This is a genomic window from Streptomyces sp. A3M-1-3 (assembly GCF_024213665.1).
Taxonomy (GTDB): Bacteria; Actinomycetota; Actinomycetes; order Streptomycetales; family Streptomycetaceae; genus Streptomyces.
On record NZ_JANAVP010000004.1, the window covers coordinates 66,402 to 85,376 of the forward strand.

The 18,975-nt window shown below is 71.2% G+C and carries 18 protein-coding genes and 2 pseudogenes; 3 read left to right on the forward strand and 17 right to left on the reverse strand.

The window, feature by feature from the left end; all coding sequences use genetic code 11:
• Window positions 1–204 precede the first annotated feature (204 nt).
• From era to NLX86_RS05725, 9 genes and pseudogenes are all read right to left on the reverse strand, one after another.
• A complete protein-coding gene (gene era, locus NLX86_RS05685) occupies window positions 205–1,167 on the reverse strand; it encodes a GTPase Era (protein ID WP_254370477.1) in 963 nt (320 codons plus the stop codon).
• 152 nt (window positions 1,168–1,319) lie between these two features.
• On the reverse strand, window positions 1,320–1,709 hold the full coding sequence (locus NLX86_RS05690; protein ID WP_254370478.1) for a hypothetical protein: 390 nt from the start codon (window positions 1,707–1,709) through the stop codon (window positions 1,320–1,322).
• A complete protein-coding gene (locus tag NLX86_RS05695) occupies window positions 1,709–2,062 on the reverse strand; it encodes a cytidine deaminase (protein WP_254370479.1) in 354 nt (117 codons plus the stop codon). The genes NLX86_RS05690 and NLX86_RS05695 overlap by 1 nt, the downstream gene beginning before the upstream one ends.
• A 49-nt stretch (window positions 2,063–2,111) precedes the next feature.
• Window positions 2,112–2,684 (reverse strand): annotated as a pseudogene (locus NLX86_RS05700) (XRE family transcriptional regulator); the annotation flags it as partial.
• 8 nt (window positions 2,685–2,692) lie between these two features.
• Window positions 2,693–3,049 carry an MmcQ/YjbR family DNA-binding protein gene (locus NLX86_RS05705; protein ID WP_254370480.1) on the reverse strand — a complete coding sequence of 119 codons (357 nt, stop codon included), beginning with the start codon at window positions 3,047–3,049 and terminating at the stop codon, window positions 2,693–2,695.
• Window positions 3,046–4,317 carry a hemolysin family protein gene (locus tag NLX86_RS05710; protein ID WP_254370481.1) on the reverse strand — a complete coding sequence of 424 codons (1,272 nt, stop codon included), beginning with the start codon at window positions 4,315–4,317 and terminating at the stop codon, window positions 3,046–3,048. The genes NLX86_RS05705 and NLX86_RS05710 overlap by 4 nt, the downstream gene beginning before the upstream one ends.
• Window positions 4,314–4,811 carry an rRNA maturation RNase YbeY gene (gene ybeY / locus NLX86_RS05715; RefSeq protein WP_254370692.1) on the reverse strand — a complete coding sequence of 166 codons (498 nt, stop codon included), beginning with the start codon at window positions 4,809–4,811 and terminating at the stop codon, window positions 4,314–4,316. Before ybeY ends, NLX86_RS05710 begins: the two co-directional genes overlap by 4 nt.
• A gap of 29 nt (window positions 4,812–4,840) precedes the next feature.
• On the reverse strand, window positions 4,841–6,937 hold the full coding sequence (locus tag NLX86_RS05720; RefSeq protein WP_254370482.1) for a PhoH family protein: 2,097 nt from the start codon (window positions 6,935–6,937) through the stop codon (window positions 4,841–4,843).
• Between the two features lie 169 nt (window positions 6,938–7,106).
• Window positions 7,107–8,234 carry a carbohydrate kinase family protein gene (locus NLX86_RS05725; protein ID WP_374213842.1) on the reverse strand — a complete coding sequence of 376 codons (1,128 nt, stop codon included), beginning with the start codon at window positions 8,232–8,234 and terminating at the stop codon, window positions 7,107–7,109.
• 225 nt (window positions 8,235–8,459) lie between these two features.
• Between NLX86_RS05725 and NLX86_RS05730 the strand changes: the two are divergent.
• Window positions 8,460–8,759 (forward strand): annotated as a pseudogene (locus tag NLX86_RS05730) (hypothetical protein); the annotation flags it as partial.
• Between the two features lie 94 nt (window positions 8,760–8,853).
• Here the strand turns inward: NLX86_RS05730 and NLX86_RS05735 are convergent.
• The 7 genes from NLX86_RS05735 to hrcA all read right to left on the reverse strand — a co-directional run bounded on the left by NLX86_RS05735 (window position 8,854) and on the right by hrcA (window position 15,896).
• Window positions 8,854–9,846: an adenosine deaminase gene (locus tag NLX86_RS05735; RefSeq protein WP_254370693.1), complete on the reverse strand. Its 993-nt coding sequence runs from the start codon at window positions 9,844–9,846 to the stop codon at window positions 8,854–8,856.
• An 11-nt stretch (window positions 9,847–9,857) separates the two neighbouring features.
• On the reverse strand, window positions 9,858–10,766 hold the full coding sequence (locus NLX86_RS05740) for a ribonuclease Z (protein ID WP_254370484.1): 909 nt from the start codon (window positions 10,764–10,766) through the stop codon (window positions 9,858–9,860).
• Window positions 10,767–10,771: 5 nt separating this feature from the next.
• On the reverse strand, window positions 10,772–11,131 hold the full coding sequence (locus tag NLX86_RS05745) for a histidine triad nucleotide-binding protein (protein WP_254370485.1): 360 nt from the start codon (window positions 11,129–11,131) through the stop codon (window positions 10,772–10,774).
• A 618-nt stretch (window positions 11,132–11,749) separates the two neighbouring features.
• Window positions 11,750–12,487 (reverse strand): 16S rRNA (uracil(1498)-N(3))-methyltransferase, encoded by a 738-nt coding sequence (locus NLX86_RS05750; protein ID WP_254370486.1) that lies wholly within the window; start codon window positions 12,485–12,487, stop codon window positions 11,750–11,752.
• A complete protein-coding gene (locus NLX86_RS05755; protein ID WP_254370487.1) occupies window positions 12,484–13,563 on the reverse strand; it encodes a nitronate monooxygenase in 1,080 nt (359 codons plus the stop codon). The genes NLX86_RS05750 and NLX86_RS05755 overlap by 4 nt, the downstream gene beginning before the upstream one ends.
• 179 nt (window positions 13,564–13,742) lie before the next feature.
• Window positions 13,743–14,879, reverse strand: a complete 1,137-nt coding sequence (gene dnaJ / locus NLX86_RS05760) for a molecular chaperone DnaJ (RefSeq protein ID WP_254370488.1) — start codon at window positions 14,877–14,879, stop codon at window positions 13,743–13,745.
• The gene (gene hrcA, locus NLX86_RS05765) at window positions 14,880–15,896 is read right to left on the reverse strand and encodes a heat-inducible transcriptional repressor HrcA (RefSeq protein WP_254370489.1); all 1,017 of its coding nucleotides are present in this window, start codon (window positions 15,894–15,896) and stop codon (window positions 14,880–14,882) included.
• A gap of 192 nt (window positions 15,897–16,088) precedes the next feature.
• On the opposite strand from hrcA, the gene NLX86_RS05770 reads away from it, so the two are divergent.
• On the forward strand, window positions 16,089–16,841 hold the full coding sequence (locus tag NLX86_RS05770) for an MBL fold metallo-hydrolase (protein WP_254370490.1): 753 nt from the start codon (window positions 16,089–16,091) through the stop codon (window positions 16,839–16,841).
• 28 nt (window positions 16,842–16,869) lie between these two features.
• Window positions 16,870–17,709, forward strand: coding sequence for a DUF3097 domain-containing protein (locus NLX86_RS05775; RefSeq protein ID WP_254370491.1), 840 nt, complete (start codon window positions 16,870–16,872; stop codon window positions 17,707–17,709).
• Here the strand turns inward: NLX86_RS05775 and hemW are convergent.
• Entirely contained in the window at window positions 17,706–18,938 is a 1,233-nt protein-coding gene (hemW, locus tag NLX86_RS05780; protein WP_254370492.1) for a radical SAM family heme chaperone HemW, read from the reverse strand. The genes NLX86_RS05775 and hemW overlap by 4 nt on opposite strands.
• Window positions 18,939–18,975: the final 37 nt, after the last annotated feature.

The window sequence follows — 18,975 nt, forward strand, 5'->3', positions numbered from 1 at the left end:
CGCACCGCTCGGCCCCAGGTGGCCTCACCGGCTTCGAGCGGCCGCGCCGACCCCCGGCCGACGGTGACCGTCTCGCTCAGAAACCGAACTTGCGCAGCTGCTTCGCGACCACGTCCCCGTGCCACCCTCGCACCGCTCGGCCCCAGGTGGCCTCACCGGCTTCGAGCGGCCGCGCCGGCCCCCGGCCGGCGGTGACCGTCTCGCTCAGAAGCCGAGCTTGCGCAGCTGCTTCGGGTCCCGCTGCCAGTCCTTGGCGACCTTGACGTGCAGGTCGAGGAAGACGGGCGTACCGAGGAGTGCCTCGATGTGCTTGCGCGACTTCATCCCGACCTCCTTCAGCCGGGAGCCCTTCGGGCCGATGATGATGCCCTTCTGGCTGGGGCGCTCGATGTAGACGTTGGCGTGGATGTCCAGCAGCGGCCTGTCGGCCGGGCGGTTCTCGCGCGGGAGCATCTCCTCCACGACGACAGCGATGGAGTGCGGCAGCTCGTCCCGTACGCCTTCGAGCGCGGCCTCGCGGATCAGCTCGGCGACCATGACCATCTCGGGCTCGTCGGTGAGGTCGCCCTCCGGGTAGAGCGGCGGGCTCTCCGGGAGCAGCGGGGCGATCAGGTCGGCCAGCAGGGAGATCTGCTTGTCGCCGACGGCTGAGACCGGGACGATCTCAGCCCACTCGAAGCCCAGCTCGCCGGCCAGCCGGTCGATGGCGATGAGCTGCTCGGCGAGCTGCTTGGAGTCGACGAGGTCGGTCTTGGTGACGATCGCGATCTTGGGGGTCTTCTTGATCCCCGCAAGCTCCTTGGCGATGAACTTGTCACCCGGGCCGAGCTTCTGGTCGGCCGGCAGGCAGAAGCCGATGACGTCGACCTCGGCCCAGGTGGTCCGTACGACGTCGTTGAGCCGCTCGCCGAGCAGCGTGCGCGGCTTGTGCAGGCCGGGGGTGTCGACCAGCACTAGCTGCGCGTCGGGCCGGTGCACGATGCCGCGCACGGTGTGCCGGGTGGTCTGCGGACGGGTGGAGGTGATCGCGACCTTCGTCCCCACCAGTGCGTTGGTCAGGGTCGACTTGCCCGCGTTGGGCCGGCCGACGAAGCACGCGAAGCCCGCGCGGTGCGTGGTCGCGTCGGGCTCGGGTGTGGACGAGGAAGGAGCGCTCATGCGCCCCATTCTCCCCGATCCCCGGACGGCCGCCGACCAGCGGGCCCGCGGGGCGCCCCGGCGCGAGGGCAGGGCGGCGCGAAGCAGGACGCGCCCCCGCAGCTCGCCCCCGCCCGACTGCGCGCGCAGCGCCCTGGCGTAGGCACGGGTTCCGGTTGCCGTCAGGACACCGCTGCCCGGCGGCGGCGCCTGCGCCGCGACGCTTCCAGGCAGGCTCCCGTCGCTACGGCCGCGTACAGCACGCCGAGGGCGCCGCCCGCCAGCTCCACCCAGTCGACGGCCCGGCCGGCCGTGACCGCCCTGGTTTGCGCGGCGGCCATCCAGAGGCCCGTGCCGATGACGACCGCGCCGGCCGCCCGGTGCGCGATCCGGGCCGGGCCCTGGTGGCCGTACGCCTTCAGCAGCTCGTGCGCGGCGAATCCGACGAGTGCGAACGGCCAGATACCGATCGCCCGTATCTCGCCGCCGGTAGCGGGCTCCATCAGGCCGGCCACGCCGGCCACCGTGCCGCCGACCAGCATCACCCAGGCTGCGATCCGGTCGAAGCCCATCAGCCCGCGGTGACCGTGACCTTGAGGCCGCCGTCCGGGCCGGCCAGCAGTACCGGGGTGTCCGGGCCGCCCAGGTCCCGGACCGCCGCGCGGTCGGCGTCCGACGGCGTGTCCGCGTCGGTCACCACCGCCGCGGCCTCCAGCGACTCGGCGCCGCTCGCCACCGCCATCGCGACCGCGGTCTGCAACGCGCTTAGCTTCAGCGAGTCCAGCTCGACGGTCCCGGCGACGTACGTACGCCCCGTCCCGTCGCGCACCGCCGCGCCCTCGGGCACGCCGTTACGGGCGCGGGCGCTGCGCGCCAGCGTGATGATCTTGCGGTCCTCGGGGCCGATCTCGGTGCTCTGGGTCATGTGCCGAGCATAAGGAGCGGCCAGCCGTGATCCACCAGACACCCCACCCCTAACCCGCCAGGGGATACATCGCGCCGCGCCGCCCCTCCGGCGAGCACAGCCACTCCAGCTTCGCCGCCGTGTCCACCTGCGGCAGCGGGGTGTGCAGCACGATCGTGAGATAGGGGCGGGCCGGTACGCGCAGCTGCGTGGACTCCACGAACAGCGGGCCCACCAGCGGGTGCTCCATCTCCTTGGCCAGCTGGCCGCCGGGCGCGATGTCCCGCCCCGCCCACAACTCCGCGAACTCGGGGCTGCGTTCCTTCGCCTCCGCGATGACCGACTGGAAGCCCTCGTCGTCGGGGCACTCCGAACAGGCCGCCCGGAACTGGGCCACGACCTGGCTCGCCACCTGCTGCCAGCTCTTCGCACGGGCGCGGTAGAGCGGATCGGTGAAGAACGCGATCAGGCAGTTCTGCGAGATCTCGGTCCGCATCCCGAGGGCCAGCGAGGCCGCGTCGTTGTACAGCACGGTGTTCCAGTACGCGTCCATGATGTGCGCCGGGAATGGCATCCATGCGTCGATCAACCGGTGCAGGCCCGCGCACATGTCCGCGTCGCCCGGACATCCCCTGAGCGCGGGGCCTGCGCCTACGGGCGGTCCAGGCGCAGGCGTTCCGCCTTCGGCAGGCCCGCCACCACCAGGTCGTACGAGTCCTCGATCATCTCCCGGACCATCCGGTCCGGCAGCGATCCGTCCAGCGTCACCGTGTTCCAGTGCCGCTTGTTCAGGTGGTAGCCCGGCACGATCGCCGGGTGCTCGGCGCGCAGCTGTACCGCGAGGTCCGGCTCGCACTTGAGGGAGACCGTCAGCGGCTGCTCCTCCAGCGCGCTGAGGGCGAACATCTTCCCGCACACCTTGAACACGGAGTGTTCCGGCGTGAACGGGAACTCCTCGGCCGTGCCGTTCAGTTCGAGGCAGAACGCCCTGAGCTCACCCGGGGTCATCCGGCCGGCTCCACCAGCACCGTGACGATCTTGTTGCGGCGGCCGGCCGGGGACTCCGCGGTCAGCCGAAGCGATCGGCCGTCGGGGAGTTCGACCGCCGCCGACGCGCCCGCGATCGGGACCTTGCCCAGCGCCTTCGCCAGCAGACCGCCGACCGTCTCCACATCCTCGTCGTCGAGTTCGTCCAGGCCGTACAGCTCGCCGAGGTCGCCGATGTCGAGGCGCGCGGTGACCCGGTAGCGCTCGTCGCCCAGCTCCTCCACGGGCGGGAGTTCACGGTCGTACTCGTCCGTGATCTCGCCGACGATCTCCTCGAGGATGTCCTCGATCGTGACGATGCCGGCGGTGCCGCCGTACTCGTCGATGACGACGGCGACGTGGTTGCGGTCCTGCTGCATCTCGCGCAGCAGATCGCCCGCGTTCTTGGTGTCCGGGACGAACGCGGCCGGCCGCATCGCCGTGGAGACGGCCTCGGCCTCGGCGTCGCGGTTGATGTGCGTCCTGCGCACCAGGTCCTTGAGGTAGACGATGCCGACGACGTCGTCCTCGTTCTCCCCGGTGACGGGGATCCGCGAGAAGCCGGACCGCAGCGCGAGGGTCAGCGCCTGCCGGATCGTCTTGTAGCGCTCGATGCAGACCAGGTCGGTGCGGGGGACCATGACTTCGCGGACGAGCGTGTCGCCCAGCTCGAAGACGGAGTGCACCATGCGTCGCTCGTCGTCCTCGATCAGCGACTCCTGCTCGGCGAGGTCGACCATCGCCCGCAGCTCGGCCTCGCTGGCGAAGGGGCCCTTACGGAAACCCTTGCCGGGCGTCAGGGCGTTGCCGAGAAGGATCAGCAGCTGCGGGACCGGGCCCATGATCCTCGCGAGCGGCAGCAGTACGTGCGCGGCCGCCGTGGCGGTGTTCATCGGGTGCTGGCGGCCGATGGTGCGCGGGGAGACCCCCACCGCCACGTAACTGACGAGGACCATCACACCGATGGCGACGAGCAGCGCCGTCCAGGTCTCCTCGAACTCCTCGAGGCAGGCGTACGTGACCAGCACGCCCGCCGCCATCTCGCTCGCGACCCGCACCAGCAGCGCGACGTTGAGGTAGCGGGTCGGGTCGGCCGCGACCTGCGCGAGCTTCGCCGCGCCGCGCCGCCCGGACCGCACCGCCTCCTCGGCCCGGAAGCTGGAGACGCGGGCGATGCCCGCCTCCGCACACGCCGCCAGCCAGGCGACGACGACCAGCGCGACCGCGCCCAGGATGAGTTGGACGCTCACGAGACGGTGGGCGCCGGGGAGGGCCCGGTCAGGCCGTGCTCGGCCCGCCAGCCGTCGACGATCGCCGCCTGCAGGCCGAACATCTCGGCCTTCTCGTCCGGCTCCTCGTGGTCGTAACCGAGGAGGTGCAGCACCCCGTGGACGGTCAGGAGCTGGAGCTCCTCGTCCATGGAGTGCTGCGTCGCCGCTTCCTCGCCCTGCTTCTTGGCGACCTCCGGGCAGAGCACGATGTCACCGAGGAGCCCCTGCGGGGGCTCCTCGTCGTCCTTGGCCGGCGGGCGCAGCTCGTCCATCGGGAAGGACATGACGTCCGTCGGGCCTGGCAGGTCCATCCACTGGATGTGCAGCTGCTCCATGGCGGCCTCGTCCACGACGATCACCGACAGCTCGGAGAGGGGGTGGATACGCATCCGCGTGAGCGCGTAGCGGGCGATGTCGAGGATCGCCTGCTCGTCGACCTCGGTCCCGGACTCGTTGTTGACGTCGATCGACATGGTGCCGGCTTGTCTGCTCTCGTTGGATGTCACAGCCCGTTGAGGGTGTCGAACTGCTCGTACGCGTCGACGATACGGCCGACGAGCTTGTGCCGGACCACATCATGGGACGTGAGCCGGGAGAAGTGCACATCCTCGACGCCTTCCAGGATCCCCTGGACCTGGCGCAGACCGCTCTTCGTGCCGCCCGGCAGGTCGACCTGGGTGACGTCACCCGTGACGACGATCTTCGAGTCGAAGCCCAGCCGGGTGAGGAACATCTTCATCTGCTCGGCGCTGGTGTTCTGCGCCTCGTCGAGGATGATGAACGCGTCGTTGAGCGTATTGTGCGTCAGCAGGTAGTCCTCGGTGACATAGAGCGAGTCGGCGGCAGCCACTTGGATGCACACCGCCTCCTCACGGCCCGCGGGTTCGATGCTGTCGATGAAGCGCATCGGCCGACCACCGCCCCCGGCCTCCCGGTACTTCTCAAGTTTGCGCGAAAGCCGGAAGGGCTCCATGCCCGCAGGCAGCCGGATGTCGAGAACATGCGCGTCACGCCGGTAGTGGACGTCATGGCCGTGGGCCTTCCCGGGCGTCCGGCCTTCCGCCGCCCTGCGGCGGCTGTACGCGACGCCTCCCAGTGACTGGACCAGCGCGATGACGTCGTCACGGAGCAGGATCGATGTCGTCGTGTACTGGATGCGGCATGTTCGGCCGGCCTGGGCCACTGGTCCTCCGTCCGAGTCAAGGAGACCCTGGAGCAAGGCCAGCCGAACCTCCGCGGCGTTGTGGAGGTAGTCGTCCGGCACGAACTTTGAGCATGACCTCGTACCGAGCAAGTCCAGAGCCCGCAGCGTGCGCGTGACCGGATTCTCCAGCGTGACGACATCGCCGGGTGCCCTCACCCGGTTGAGGGTGTAGTTCACCCGGTCCTTCCACCGCACGGAGACGCCGGGCAGTGCTGTTTCCAGCGCGGAGGCGAGTTCCAGGTCATCGGTGGCGAACGAGGGCGTGGTGCTGCCCGTCAAACAGCCATCGCCGAGCAGCAGGCCCAGCGCGTAGGGGTCCATGGGGACTTCGCGCCCCGGGAAGCACACCGGCTTGCTCAGCAGCGGCAGCTCGTACCTGCGGGCGTGGGCGGCACGGAGGTTCCCGATCATTTCGTTGGTCTCGAGGACCCGCCAGGGCTTGTCACGACGGCGATCCGATGCCGTCCTGACCGTCCACAGGTGGTCGCCACAGCAGAGCGTCGAAGACCCGTCCTGGGCCGTGACGCGGTAGATGTCCTTCTCGCCTTGCGGGTAAACGCCCAGGACGGGCGTTGGCTCGCCGTTCGATCCGACGACCAGGTCGCCGACCTCCAGGTCTCCGATGGGACGGAAGCCGTCCGGCGTCAGCACCTTGGTAAAGACAGGCTGCGCACGGCCTCGCATGTACGCCAGCGGCGCGACCTCGATCGTGCCCGACGCCATCAGACGCGGGATCGAGTCGGGGTCGACCATGTCGTGCAGCGCGTCGTAGAGCGGCCGCAGATACGGGTCGATCTTCTCGTAGAGCGTGCCGGGCAGGAAGCCGAGCCGCTCCCCCGCCTCGACGGCGGGCCGGGTCAGGATGATCCGGGTGACCTGCTTGGACTGCAGGGCCTGGACCGCCTTGGCCATGGCGAGATAGGTCTTTCCGGTACCGGCGGGCCCGATGCCGAAGACGATCGTGTGCTTGTCGATCGCGTCGACGTACCGCTTCTGGTTCAGGGTCTTGGGGCGGATGGTGCGGCCACGGCTGGAGAGGATGTTCTGCGTGAGCACCTCGGCGGGTGTCTCGTCCGGGCCGTTTCCGTTCTCGCTCGCCTTGAGCATGGCGATCGAGCGTTCCACTGCGTCCTCCGTCATCGGCTGTCCGGTGCGGAGCACCAGCATCATCTCGTCGAACAGGCGCTGGATCAGGGCCACTTCGGCCGCTTCACCGGCCGCGCTGACCTGGTTTCCCCGGACGTGGATGTCGGTGGCCGGGAACGCCTTCTCGATCACGCGCAACAGGGCGTCACCCGAGCCGAGGACCGTCACCATGGGGTGCTTGGCGGGGACGGTGAAGTGGGCTCGTGCCTGCCCCTGCGCGGGGCTGTGGTCTGTGGGTGTCTGAGTCATGGGCCGGCTCTGTGGCCTGCACATACCTCCCGTTGCAGGGTTCTCGCTGCTCGGGAACCTCTGGAATACCAAGAGTACGACGCGCCACGGACAAGACCGAGGGGTTTTACCGGCGGGGGATGGTTGCGCGATGTGCCGGCAGCCGATTACGCGGAGTGGCGGCGTGCGATTACGCGGGGTGTCGGAAGCCGATCGTCGGCACCGCCCGGCGCAGCGGCCACGGCCGGCCGTCCGCGGGCAGCAGGTCCTCCAGGAAGACATAGCGCCGCAGCGCCTCCGGGTCCCCGCCCGGCAGCGAGCGCACCTGCTGCCACCAACCGGCCACCTCGGCCCAGCCGGGCGCCGACAGCGAGCCGCCGAACTCCTGCACCGACAGCGCGGCGGTGAGCCCCGCGAAGGCCAGCCGGTCGGCGAGCGGCCAGCCGGCCAGCGTCCCGGTCAGGAACCCGGCGACGAAGACGTCCCCCGCGCCCGTGGGGTCGAGGGCCTCCACCAGGATCGCGGGCACCTCGGCGGTCTCGCCGCTCGCCCCGTCCACGGCGTACGCGCCCTCCGCACCCAGCGTGACCACGGCCAGCGGCACCTTGTCGGCCAGCGCCCGGGCGGCGGCGCGCGGGCAGTCGGTGCGGGTGTAGCGCATCGCCTCCTCCGCGTTGGGCAGGAACGCCTCGCAGTGCTGGAGGTCGGCGAGGCCCGCGAGGTCCCAGCGACCGGTCTCGTCCCAGCCGACATCGGCGAAGACCCGGGCGCCGCGCCGGGCGGCGGAGGCGATCCACTCCTCATGGCGGCCGGGCACGAGCGAGGCGACCGCGGCCCGCGCACGGGGCGGGCAGTCCGGGAAGGGGCCGGAGCCGGGCGGCGGCGGGGCCTCGTGGCCGTGCGAGACCATGGTGCGCTCGCCCTCGTACGCCATGGAGACGGTGACCGGCGAGTGCCAGCCGGGGACGACGCGCGAGCGGGCCAGGTCGATGCCCTCGCCCTGCTCCAGGGCGTCCCAGCAGTATTCGCCGTAGTGGTCGTCACCGAAGGCCGCGGCCAGCGAGGTGTGCAGCCCCAGCCGGGACAGGGCGGTGGCCATGTTCGCGACTCCGCCGGGGCTGGAGCCCATGCCGCGCGCCCAGGACTCGGTGCCGCGGACGGGGGCGCTGTCGAGGCCGGTGAAGATGATGTCGAGGAAGACCGTGCCGGTCAGGAAGACGTCGCAGTCGGGGTCCTCCGGCGCGCGCAGCCCGCCGAGGGGGTCGAGGGCGGCGCGGTCGAGAGCGGCGCGGTCCGACTCCTGTCCATCGCGAGTGATCACGGCGTGCTCCCCGTTCCTGGTGGAGAAAATGGCCAGTTTTACCCTCGCGCAACCGGCCCAAACAAATTGTGACTCATGTCACGCCCTGGCCTCTCTTTTCCTCAACTCCACGCGCTTGATACAACTTGGGCCGCGTTCCTGTCATCGGCAGCCGCTCCTCCCCCCTTTTTCCGGGTTTCCCGGGATTCGCCCGTTCATCACGCATGCCCTCAGGAACGTCCGGTGTTCTCGCGCCCGCACTCGCGTCCCCCGTCGCACTCGCGCCCGCACGCGGCCTGGCCGCTGGTCGCCGTCTTCACCGCCGGCTACCTCGCCGCGTACCTCCTCCCCACCGTCGTCGGCCGCCTCGACGACAGCCTCGGGCTCACCCCTTCCCAGGCCGGCCTCGTCGGCTCCACCCTGCTGCTGTGTTCGGCCACGGCGGGCTTCACGCTCCCCTCGCGGGTGGAGCGGTACGGGCCCCGGCACCTGGCCCGCCTCGGCCTGCTGCTGGCGATGGCCGGATACGGGAGCGCCGCGCTGACCTGCTGTCCCGGCCGCTGGCCCGACCACTGTCCCGGCCGCTGGCCCGACACCGTACGGCTCCGGAGACGGCTGCGGCTCCGTCGGCGGCCGGTCAGCCGAAGTCGTACGCCTCCACCTCGGCGAGGTAACGCGCCCGGCGTTCCTCGTCGTGGTCGAGGAACGCCGCCAGGAAGGAGTTGCGGGCCAGCGCGCGCAGTTCCTCGTTGCCGAGCCCGAGTGCCTCGTGGACGGCGTAGAACGTCTCGCCGACGTACCCGCCGAAGTAGGCGGGGTCGTCGGAGTTGACGGTGACCAGCAGGCCGGCCTCCATCATCGACCGCAGCGGATGCTCCTCCAGCGTGTCGATGGCGCGCAGCCGTACGTTCGACACCGGGCAGAGCGTGAGCGGCACCCGGTCCCGCACCAGCCGCTCCACCAGCTCCGGGTCCTCCATCGAGCGCAGCCCGTGGTCGATCCGTTCGACACCGAGCACGTCCAGGGCCTGCCAGATGTACGCGGGCGGCCCCTCCTCCCCCGCGTGTGCGACCCGCCGCAGCCCGAGGGCGGCAGCGGACTCGTACACCTCGTGGAACTTCGACGGCGGGTGGCCGGCCTCCGCCGAGTCCAGGCCGACGCCCGCGATCCGGTGCAGATACGGCCTCGCGGCGTCCAGCGTGCTCGTCGCGGATTCGGCGGACTCGTCACGCAGGAAGCACATGATCAGCTGGGTGGAGACGCCGTACTTCTCCTCGGCGCTGTCCAGCGCGCGGGCCAGGCCCTCGATCACCGTGCCGATGGGGATACCGCGGCCGGTGTGGGCCTGCGGGTCGAAGAAGATCTCTGCGTGCCGTACGCCCTGTTCGGCGGCGCGCGCCAGATAGGCGTCGGCGAGTTCGGTGAAGTCGCGTTCCGTCCGCAGTACGGCGATCAACTCGTAGTACAGGTCGAGGAATGACTGCAGGTCGTCGAAGAGATACGCCTTGCGCAGCTCCGCGCTGTCGGCGTACGGCAGCACAACGCCGTTGCGCCGTGCCAGCGCGAAAGCGTGCTCCGGTTCGAGCGTGCCTTCGATGTGGAGGTGGAGTTCTGCCTTGGGGATGGGCACGGGGGTCTCGCTCACTGGTGGCGTTTGGGGAGGGGGACGCGAAGCAGGTCGCGGGCGACGGTCAGTTCCCCCTCGAAGCCCGCGACGCGCGCCTGCCCCTCGAAGAGGTCAGGGTCGCTGTACCGCTGCGAGAAGTGTGTCAGTACCAGATGCCGTACGCCCGCGTCCCGGGCCGTCCGCGCGGCCTGCCCCACGGTCAGATGCCCGTGGTCGACGGCCAGTTGTTCGTCCTCGTCGAGGAACGTCGACTCGATGACCAGCATGTCGCAGCCCTCGGCGAGTTCGTGGACGCCCGGACAGAGCCGGGTGTCCATGACGAACGCGAAGCGCTGCCCCGGCCGCACCTCGCTCACCTGCTCCAGGGTGACGCCGTCCAGCACGCCCTCCCGCTGCAGCCGTCCGACGGCCGGACCCTTGATGCCGAACGCGGCGAGCCGCTCGGGCAGCATGCGGCGCCCGTCGGGCTCGGTCAGCCGGTAGCCGAAGGACTCGACCGGGTGCGAGAGCATGCGCGCTTCGAGGGTGTACGCGGGTGTGGCGGCCAGCACCCCGTCGGCGGCCACCGGCACCTCGTCCAGCAGCACGGTCTCGCGGTAGGCGGTCGCGTACCGCAGCCGCTCGAAGAAGTGCTGCCCGCTCGCCGGGTAGTGCGCGGCGACAGGATGCGGAACCTGGTCGAGGTTGATGCGCTGGATGACGCCGGCGAGACCGAGGGAGTGGTCGCCGTGGAAGTGGGTGACGCAGATCCGGTTGATGTCGTGCGCGGCGACCCCGGCGCGCAGCATCTGACGCTGGGTACCCTCGCCCGGATCGAAGAGGATGCCCTCGCCGTCCCAGCGCAGCAGGTAGCCGTTGTGGTTGCGGTGCCTGGTGGGGACCTGGCTCGCGGTGCCGAGCACCACCAGTTCTCGTACGGACAAGGTGCTTATCCAGGGGGCCAGTTGAGGCCGCGGCCGCCGAGCAGGTGGGCGTGCGCGTGGAAGACGGTCTGGCCCGCGCCCGTGCCGGTGTTGAAGACGATACGGAAGCCGGTGCCGTCGACCTTCTCCTGCGCGGCGACCTCACCGGCGGCGACCAGCAGGTCGGCGGCGATCTGCGGCTCGGCGGCGGCAAGCGAGGCGGCGTCCGGGTAGTGCACCCGGGGGACGATCAGGACGTGCGTCGGTGCCTGCGGATTGATGTCGCGGAACGCGACGGTGGTCTCGGTCTCCCGCACCAGGGTCGCCGGCACCTCCCCCGTGACGACCTTGCAGAACAGGCAGTCCGCCTGCGGTTCACCCGCCATGCCCGGGCCTCCTCGGAGCGTCGATCAGGCTGTGTCGAATCAGGCTGCGTCGATCATTGCGGCCCATGCTATCCGGCCCACTCCCCTCAGCGCGGTTCGCATACGGTGAGCCCATGCCCCGCAGCGATCACGCCACCCGGCGCCTCGTCGTCGACGACACCACCTATCTGTGGTCGCTGCGCCACAGCCACCCGGCCGGCAACGGGTACGGCGACCACTGCCGGGAGTCGCTCTCGCTGCGCCGCGAGGGCTCGCGGCACCGGCTGCTGCTCGTGTTCCGCAACGGACCGGGCCGGATGGTCTCCAACGGGTGCTGGTACGGCGGCTCGGTGGGCGACACCCAGGGCTATCTGCTGAACCTTCACACACCGGGGGTCGTCCGCAGGTTCGTGGACGAGGTGGCGGCCCGCGGCCTGTGGGACGGCATCCGGGACGCCGAACTCGACGGCCGGCCGCTCTTCTTCGCGCTCCGCGCGCAGGACGAGCCTGCCCCACCCGTCGGCACGGCCTGGTTCGGTCGATGCCGTACGCTCGGCCGACGCGGGCGGCGGCGGCCTGCATCCGGTCCCCCTACCAGGTGGGGCGGGTGGGCCGTGCCCCGTCCGCGGTCGGACAGGGTCAGGACCAGCGGCCCGTACGTCCCAGCAGCAGCGCGGTCGCCGCCGTGCCGGCCGTGGAGGTGCGCAGTACGCTACGGCCCAGGCGGTACGGCTTCGCGCCGGCCTGCGCGAAGGCCGCCAGCTCCTCCGGGGACACCCCGCCCTCGGGGCCCACGACCAGCACGATCGAACCCTGCTCGGGCAGGACGGCGGTGGCCAGCGGCTCGCTGCCCTCCTCGTGCAGGACCGCCGCGAAGTCCGCGGTGGCCAGGAGCGCCGCCACCTGCCTGGTCGTCATCGCGTCCGACACCTCGGGAAAGCGCACCCGCCGCGACTGCTTGCCCGCCTCGCGGACCGCACTGCGCCACTTGGCCAGGGACTTGGCGCCCCGGTCGCCCTTCCACTGGGTGATGCAGCGCGATGCCTGCCACGGCACGACCGCGTCAACGCCCGTCTCCGTCATCGTCTCGACGGCCAGCTCGCCGCGATCGCCCTTGGGCAGGGCCTGGACGACGGTGATGTGCGGTTCCGGGCCGGGCTCCTCACGGATCTCGTGCAGATCCATCACGACGAGCCGGTCCTTGCCCTCGGCGGCCCGGACGATGCCCTCTGCCCACCGGCCGCGGCCGTCCGTCAGGACGACTTCCTCCCCGGCGCGTAGCCGCTTCACCGAGACGGCGTGCCGCCCTTCGGGCCCGTCCAGTACGAACTCCGGTCCGCCCGGGACCTGATCGACTACGAACACGGGGGCGGTCATGACGCCCTCCGCAGCATCAACGCGGCCTGTGCCTCGGCCAGTTCGGCGGCGAGCACCTCCACCAGCTGCCCGGCGGGCAGCTCGCGCGCCATCCGGTGCCCCTGCCCCGCCCACAGCGCCATGCCCTGCGCGTCGCCCGCCTTGGCGGCGGCCTTGCGCAGCCCGGTGGTGAGGTGGTGCACCTGGGGGTAGGCGGCCGGCGCGTACGGGCCGTGCTCGCGCATGAACCGGTTCACCAGACCGCGGGCGGGCCGGCCGGAGAAGGCCCGGGTGAGTTCCGTCCGTACGAACAACGGGTTGGTCAGGGCCTGTTTGTGCAGCACATTCGCTCCGGACTCGGGACAGACGAGAAACGCCGTGCCCAGCTGCGCGGCCTCCGCGCCCGCCGCCAGCACGGCCGCGATCTGCGCGCCGCGCATCAGCGCGCCCGCGGCGATGATCGGCAGCTGTACGCTCTCGCGCACCAGCGACACCAGGGACAGCAGCCCGAAGCCGGACCCGTCCGCCTGCGGGTCGTCCCGGTGCGTCGACTGATGGCCGCCGGCCTCGATGCCCTGCACGCAGAGCGCCGCGGCGCCCTGCCACTGGGCGGTCTTCGCCTCCTCGGCGGAGGTCACGGTGACCACGGTGACGGTGCCGGCCGCGGCGAACGCGTCGAGCACGGCGCGGGCCGGGCAGCCGAAGGTGAAGGACACCACCGGTACGGGGTCCTCGAGGAGGGTGGCCAGCTTGGCGTCGTAGCCGTCCTCGCTGTCCGCGCACGAGTCGGTGTCACCGAGCGGGGTCTCGTACCAGGACGCCTCGCCGGCCAGCTGGTTGCGGTAGACCTCGATGGCGGCGGGGTCCGCGTTGTTGGGCTGCGGCATGAACAGGTTGACGCCGTAGGGCTGGTTGGTGAGCCCGCGCAGCTGTTTGATCTCCTGGTACATGCCGTCCGCGGTTTTGTAACCGGCTGCCAGGAAACCGAGTCCGCCCGCTTCGGACACGGCGGCGGCGAGCTGAGGACAGGAGGCGCCGCCCGCCATGGGGGCCTGCACGATCGGATACCGGCAGAGATCGGTCAGTGCGGAGGACATGACGGCATCGTGCCACGTCCCCCGCACAGCTCCGAATCGAGCATTTCGCCTGGCATAGTCCAGTGCTCAGCGCCCGTTGAACGCGTCCTTCAGGCGCGAGAACAACCCCTGCTGCCCAGGCTGACTGTGCCGTCCCGGGGGCCACCCCCCGGACCCCCGGCCGGAAAGACGGCCAGCGCCTACCTCCCGTTGAACGCGTCCTTCAGGCGCGAGAACAACCCCTGCTGCCCAGGCTGGAACTGGCCGAGAGGCCGTTCCTCGCCGCGCAGTACGGCCAGCTGGCGCAGCAGGTCCTCCTGTTGCGGGTCCAGCTTGCCCGGGGTGGTCACCTCGACGTGCACGATCAGGTCGCCGCGCCCGCCGCCGCGCAGATGCGTGACGCCGCGCTGGTGCAGCGGGATCGACTGGCCGGACTGCGTGCCCGGCCGGATGTCGATCTCCTCCAGCCCGTCCAGCGTTTCGAGCGGGCACTTCGTGCCCAGCGCCGCCGCCGTCATCGGGATGGTCACCGTGCAGTGCAGATCGTCGCCGCGGCGCTGGAAGACCGGGTGCGGCAGCTCGTGGATCTCGACGTACAGGTCGCCGGCGGGGCCGCCGCCGGGGCCGACCTCGCCCTCGCCCGCGAGCTGGATGCGGGTGCCGTTGTCGACACCGGCCGGGATCTTCACGGTGAGCGTGCGGCGGGAGCGGACGCGCCCGTCGCCCGCGCACTCGGGGCACGGGGTCGGCACGACCGTACCGAAGCCCTGGCACTGCGGGCACGGCCGCGAGGTCATGACCTGGCCCAGGAAGGACCGGGTGACCTGCGAGACCTCGCCGCGGCCGCGGCACATGTCACAGGTCTGCGCGGAGGTGCCGGGGGCCGCGCCCTCGCCCGAGCAGGTCGTACAGACGACCGCCGTGTCGACCTGGATGTCCTTGGTCGTGCCGAAGGCCGCCTCGTCCAGCTCGACCTCGAGCCGGATCATCGCGTCCTGGCCGCGCCGGGTGCGGGACCGCGGGCCGCGCTGGGACGCCGTACCGAAGAAGGCGTCCATGATGTCGGAGAAGTTGCCGAAGCCACCCGCTCCGAAGCCGCCCGCGCCACCGCCGCCGGCGGCGGACAGCGGGTCGCCGCCGAGGTCGTAGACCTGCTTCTTCTGCGGGTCCGACAGCACCTCGTAGGCCGCGTTGATCTCCTTGAAACGCTCCTGCGTCTTGGGATCAGGGTTCACATCCGGGTGCAGCTCGCGCGCGAGCCGGCGGAACGCCTTCTTGATCTCGTCCTGCGAAGCGTCCCGGCGCACGCCGAGTACGGCGTAGTAGTCCGTGGCCACTTACGACTCCGCCAGGATCTGTCCGACGTAACGTGCCACTGCGCGTACCGCTCCCATCGTTCCGGGGTAGTCCATGCGGGTCGGTCCGACCACGCCGAGTTTGGCGACTGCCTCGTCGCCCGAACCGTAGCCGACGGCGACGACCGATGTGGACGTCAGCCCTTCATGGGCGTTCTCATGCCCGATACGTACGGTCATTCCCGAGTCCTTGGCCTCGCCGAGCAGCCTGAGGAGCACAACCTGCTCCTCCAGCGCCTCCAGCACCGGCCGGATCGTCAGGGGAAAATCGTGTCCGAAGCGGGTGAGATTGGCGGTTCCGCCGATCATCAGCCGCTCCTCCGTCTCCTCGACGAGTGTTTCGAGGAGCGTCGCGAGTACGGTCGAGACCGTCCCGCGGTCCTCCTGCTCGAAGGAGTCCGGCAGGTCCTGCACCAGCTGGGGCACATCCGCGAAGCGGCGGCCCACGACCCGGCTGTTGAGCCGGGCCCGCAGATCGGCCAGTGACATTTCGCCGAACGGCGCCGGGCAGTCGACCAGGCGCTGCTCGACCCGTCCGGTGTCGGTGATCAGGACCAGCATCAGCCGGGCCGGCGCCAGCGCCAGCAGTTCCACGTGCCGCACCGTCGAGCGGGTCAGCGAGGGGTACTGGACGACGGCGACCTGCCGGGTCAGCTGGGCCAGCAGCCGCACGGTCCGGCCGACGACGTCGTCGAGGTCGACGGCGCCGTCCAGGAAGTTCTGGATGGCCCGCCGCTCGGGCGAGGACAGCGGCTTGACGCCGGCCAGCTTGTCGACGAAGAGCCGGTAGCCCTTGTCGGTCGGGATCCGTCCGGCACTGGTGTGCGGCTGGGCGATGTAGCCCTCGTCCTCCAGGGCCGCCATGTCGTTGCGCACCGTGGCCGGCGAGACGCCGAGGGCGTGCCGCTCGGTGAGCGCCTTGGAGCCGACGGGCTCCTCGGTGCCGACATAGTCCTGGACGATGGCGCGCAGCACCTCGAGTCTGCGTTCGCTGAGCATCCGCGCACACCTCCAGCTGTGGTCCTCGGTCGGACAGTCCCGGGCTTGGCACTCGCTGTGTTCGAGTGCCAGCGTTCTCCCGGCCAGTGTACGGCGGGTGGATACACCGCTAGCAAGGGCGGCCCGTCACGCTACCGTGCGACGCCCCTGCTCAGCAGGCGCGGGTGGGCGCCGTTCGACTAGCGTCGCGGTATGGACGTCAGTTGGGAAGAGCTGGGCTGGGAGCGGCTTGCGGCGGGGGTCGGGCGGCGCCGTATGCCGGGCTGGGACTGCACGATCGGTCTGGTGGCGGGGGACGACGCGGCGCTCATGGTGGACGCGGGTTCGTCCCTGCGCGAGGGCGCCGAACTACGTACTCAGGCACAGCGGCTGCTGGGCCGCAGGGTGACGCACCTCGCACTCACCCATCCCCATTTCGACCATGTGCTGGGGGCGGCCGTGTTCTCCGGGGTGGAGGTGTACGGCGCGGTCGGGCTGGACTCCGTACTCGCTGCGGAGCGCGACGAGATCTGCGCGACGGCGGTACGGGAGGGGCTGCCGCGCGCCGAGGCCGTGGAGGCTGCGGATCTGCTGGTGCGGCCGCAGCACGCGGTGTGCGGCGAGTGGACGCTCGAACTGGGCGGTCTGCAGGTGCTGCTCGCGAATGTCGGCCCCGGTCACAGCGGCCACGACCTGGTGGTGCTGGTGCCGGGCGCTCCGGACACTCCCGGCACTCCTGGCTCGCGGGAGATCGTGTTCTGCAGCGACCTGGTGGAGGAGTCGGGTGAGCCCCAGGCGGGCCCGGACGCGGTGCCGTCGCGTTGGCCGGCCGCGCTGGACCGGTTGTTGGACCTGGGCGGCGAGGACGCGATGTACGTACCGGGGCACGGTTCGGTGGTGGATGCCCGTTTCGTCCGTGCCCAGCGTGATGCGCTGGCGGCGCGTTTCGGCGTGTCGCCGCGCTGACCCTCCCCTTCTTCCTACTGTCTGTCGAATGCGCAGCCGACAGACAGGGCGACAGTACGGGCCCGACCTGACCCCGCCGTGGAAGAAGACCGCCCCCGCCCCCGAGGTCCCGGCCGAGGCGGGTCTCGTCGTCGAGGAGGCCACGACAGGCTTCTGCGGGGCGGTGATCCGGTGCGAGAAGACCGCCCAGGGGCCGACGGTCACCCTGGAGGACCGCTTCGGCAAACACCGGGTCTTCCCGATGGAACCGCGCGGCTTCCTGTTGGAGGGCCGTACGGTCACGCTCGTCCGCCCCTCGTCGGCCGCCCCGCGCACGCCTGCCCGTACCGCCTCCGGGTCGATCGCCGTCCCAGGGGCACGGGCGAGGGTGGCGCGAGCGGGCCGTATCTACGTGGAAGGCCGCCACGACGCCGAACTGGTGGAGCGGGTCTGGGGCGACGACCTGCGCATCGAGGGCGTGGTGGTGGAGTACCTGGAGGGCATCGACGACCTCCCGGCGATCGTCGCCGACTTCGCCCCAGGGCCGGACGCCCGCCTCGGTGTCCTGGTGGACCACCTGGTCCCGGGCTCGAAGGAGTCCCGTATCGCGGCGCAGGTCACGGACGCGGACCTGCTGGTCGTCGGGCACCCGTACATCGACGTGTGGGAGGCGGTGAAGCCGTCCTCGGTGGGCATCCCCCGCTGGCCGAAGGTCCCGCGAGGCGAGGACTGGAAGACGGGCATCTGCCGGGCACTGGGCTGGCCGCAGAACACGGGCGCGGCGTGGCAGCGCATCCTGTCGTCGGTACACAGCTACCGGGACGTGGAGCCTGCGCTGCTGGGCCGGGTGGAAGAACTGATCGACTTCGTCACGACGCCGGCCGACTAGTCCACGAGGTCGCGGACCACTCCGTCCGCCAGCAGCCGGCCCCGGAGGGTGAGGACCGCGCGGCCCTCGGCGTACGGGCCGGGTTCCAGGAGGCCGTCGGCCAGGGCGCGGCGCGCCGCCGCCAGGCCCGCCGGGGCCAGCAGGGACAGCGGGCAGCCCTCGCGGAGCCGCAGCTCCAGCAGGATGCGTTCCACGCGGCGGTCCTCCGCCGGGAGGACCTCGCGGCCGGCGCCCGGGGAGCGGCCCTCCGCCAGCGCCGCCGCGTACGCGCCCGGGTGCTTGACGTTCCACCACCGCACGCCGCCCACATGGCTGTGCGCGCCAGGCCCCGCGCCCCACCAGTCCGCGCCGCGCCAGTACAGCTCGTTGTGCAGGCAGCGGCCGACGTCGGAGGTGGCCCAGTTCGACACCTCGTACCACTCGAAGCCCGCCGCGGACAGCGCCTCGTCCGCGATCAGATAGCGGTCGGCGTGCACGTCGTCGTCGGTCATCGGCACCTCGCCGCGCCGGATGCGGCGCGCCAGCTGCGTCCCCTCCTCAACGATCAGCGCGTACGCGCTGACGTGGTCGGGGCCCGCCCCGATCGCCGCGTCCAGGGACGCCCGCCAGTCGTCGTCGCTCTCACCCGGCGTCCCGTAGATCAGGTCGAGGTTCACATGGTCGAAGCCAGCGGCCCGCGCCTCGGCGACGCACGCCTCCGGCCGCCCGGGGGTGTGCGTGCGGTCAAGGATCTTCAGTACGTGCTGCTTCGCGCTCTGCATGCCGAAGGACACCCGGTTGAAGCCGCCGGCCCGCAACCGGGCCAGGTACGCGGGGTCGACCGACTCCGGGTTGGCCTCGGTCGTGATCTCCGCGTCGGCGGCGAGTCCGAACTCGTCGCGGATCGCCGCCAGCATCGCCACGAGGTCGTCTGCCGCCAGCAGGGTCGGCGTGCCGCCTCCGACGAAGACCGTCCGTACTTCCCGCGGGTCGTCGCCGAGCACCTTGCGGGCGAGGCGGACCTCGTCGACGAGCGTGTCGGCGTAGTTGTCGCGGGACGCCAGCACGCCGCCCGAGCCACGCAGCTCGGTCGCGGTGTACGTGTTGAAGTCGCAGTAGCCGCAGCGCGTGGCGCAGTACGGCACATGCAGGTAGAAACCGAGCGGCCGGTCCCTCGCCCCCTCCAGGGCATGCCGCGGCAGCGCCCCGTCGTGGGGCACGGGCTCACCGTCGGGCAGTGCAGAAGGCATGCCCCTATTGTCCAGCACGCGAGGGAGCGCCCCTACC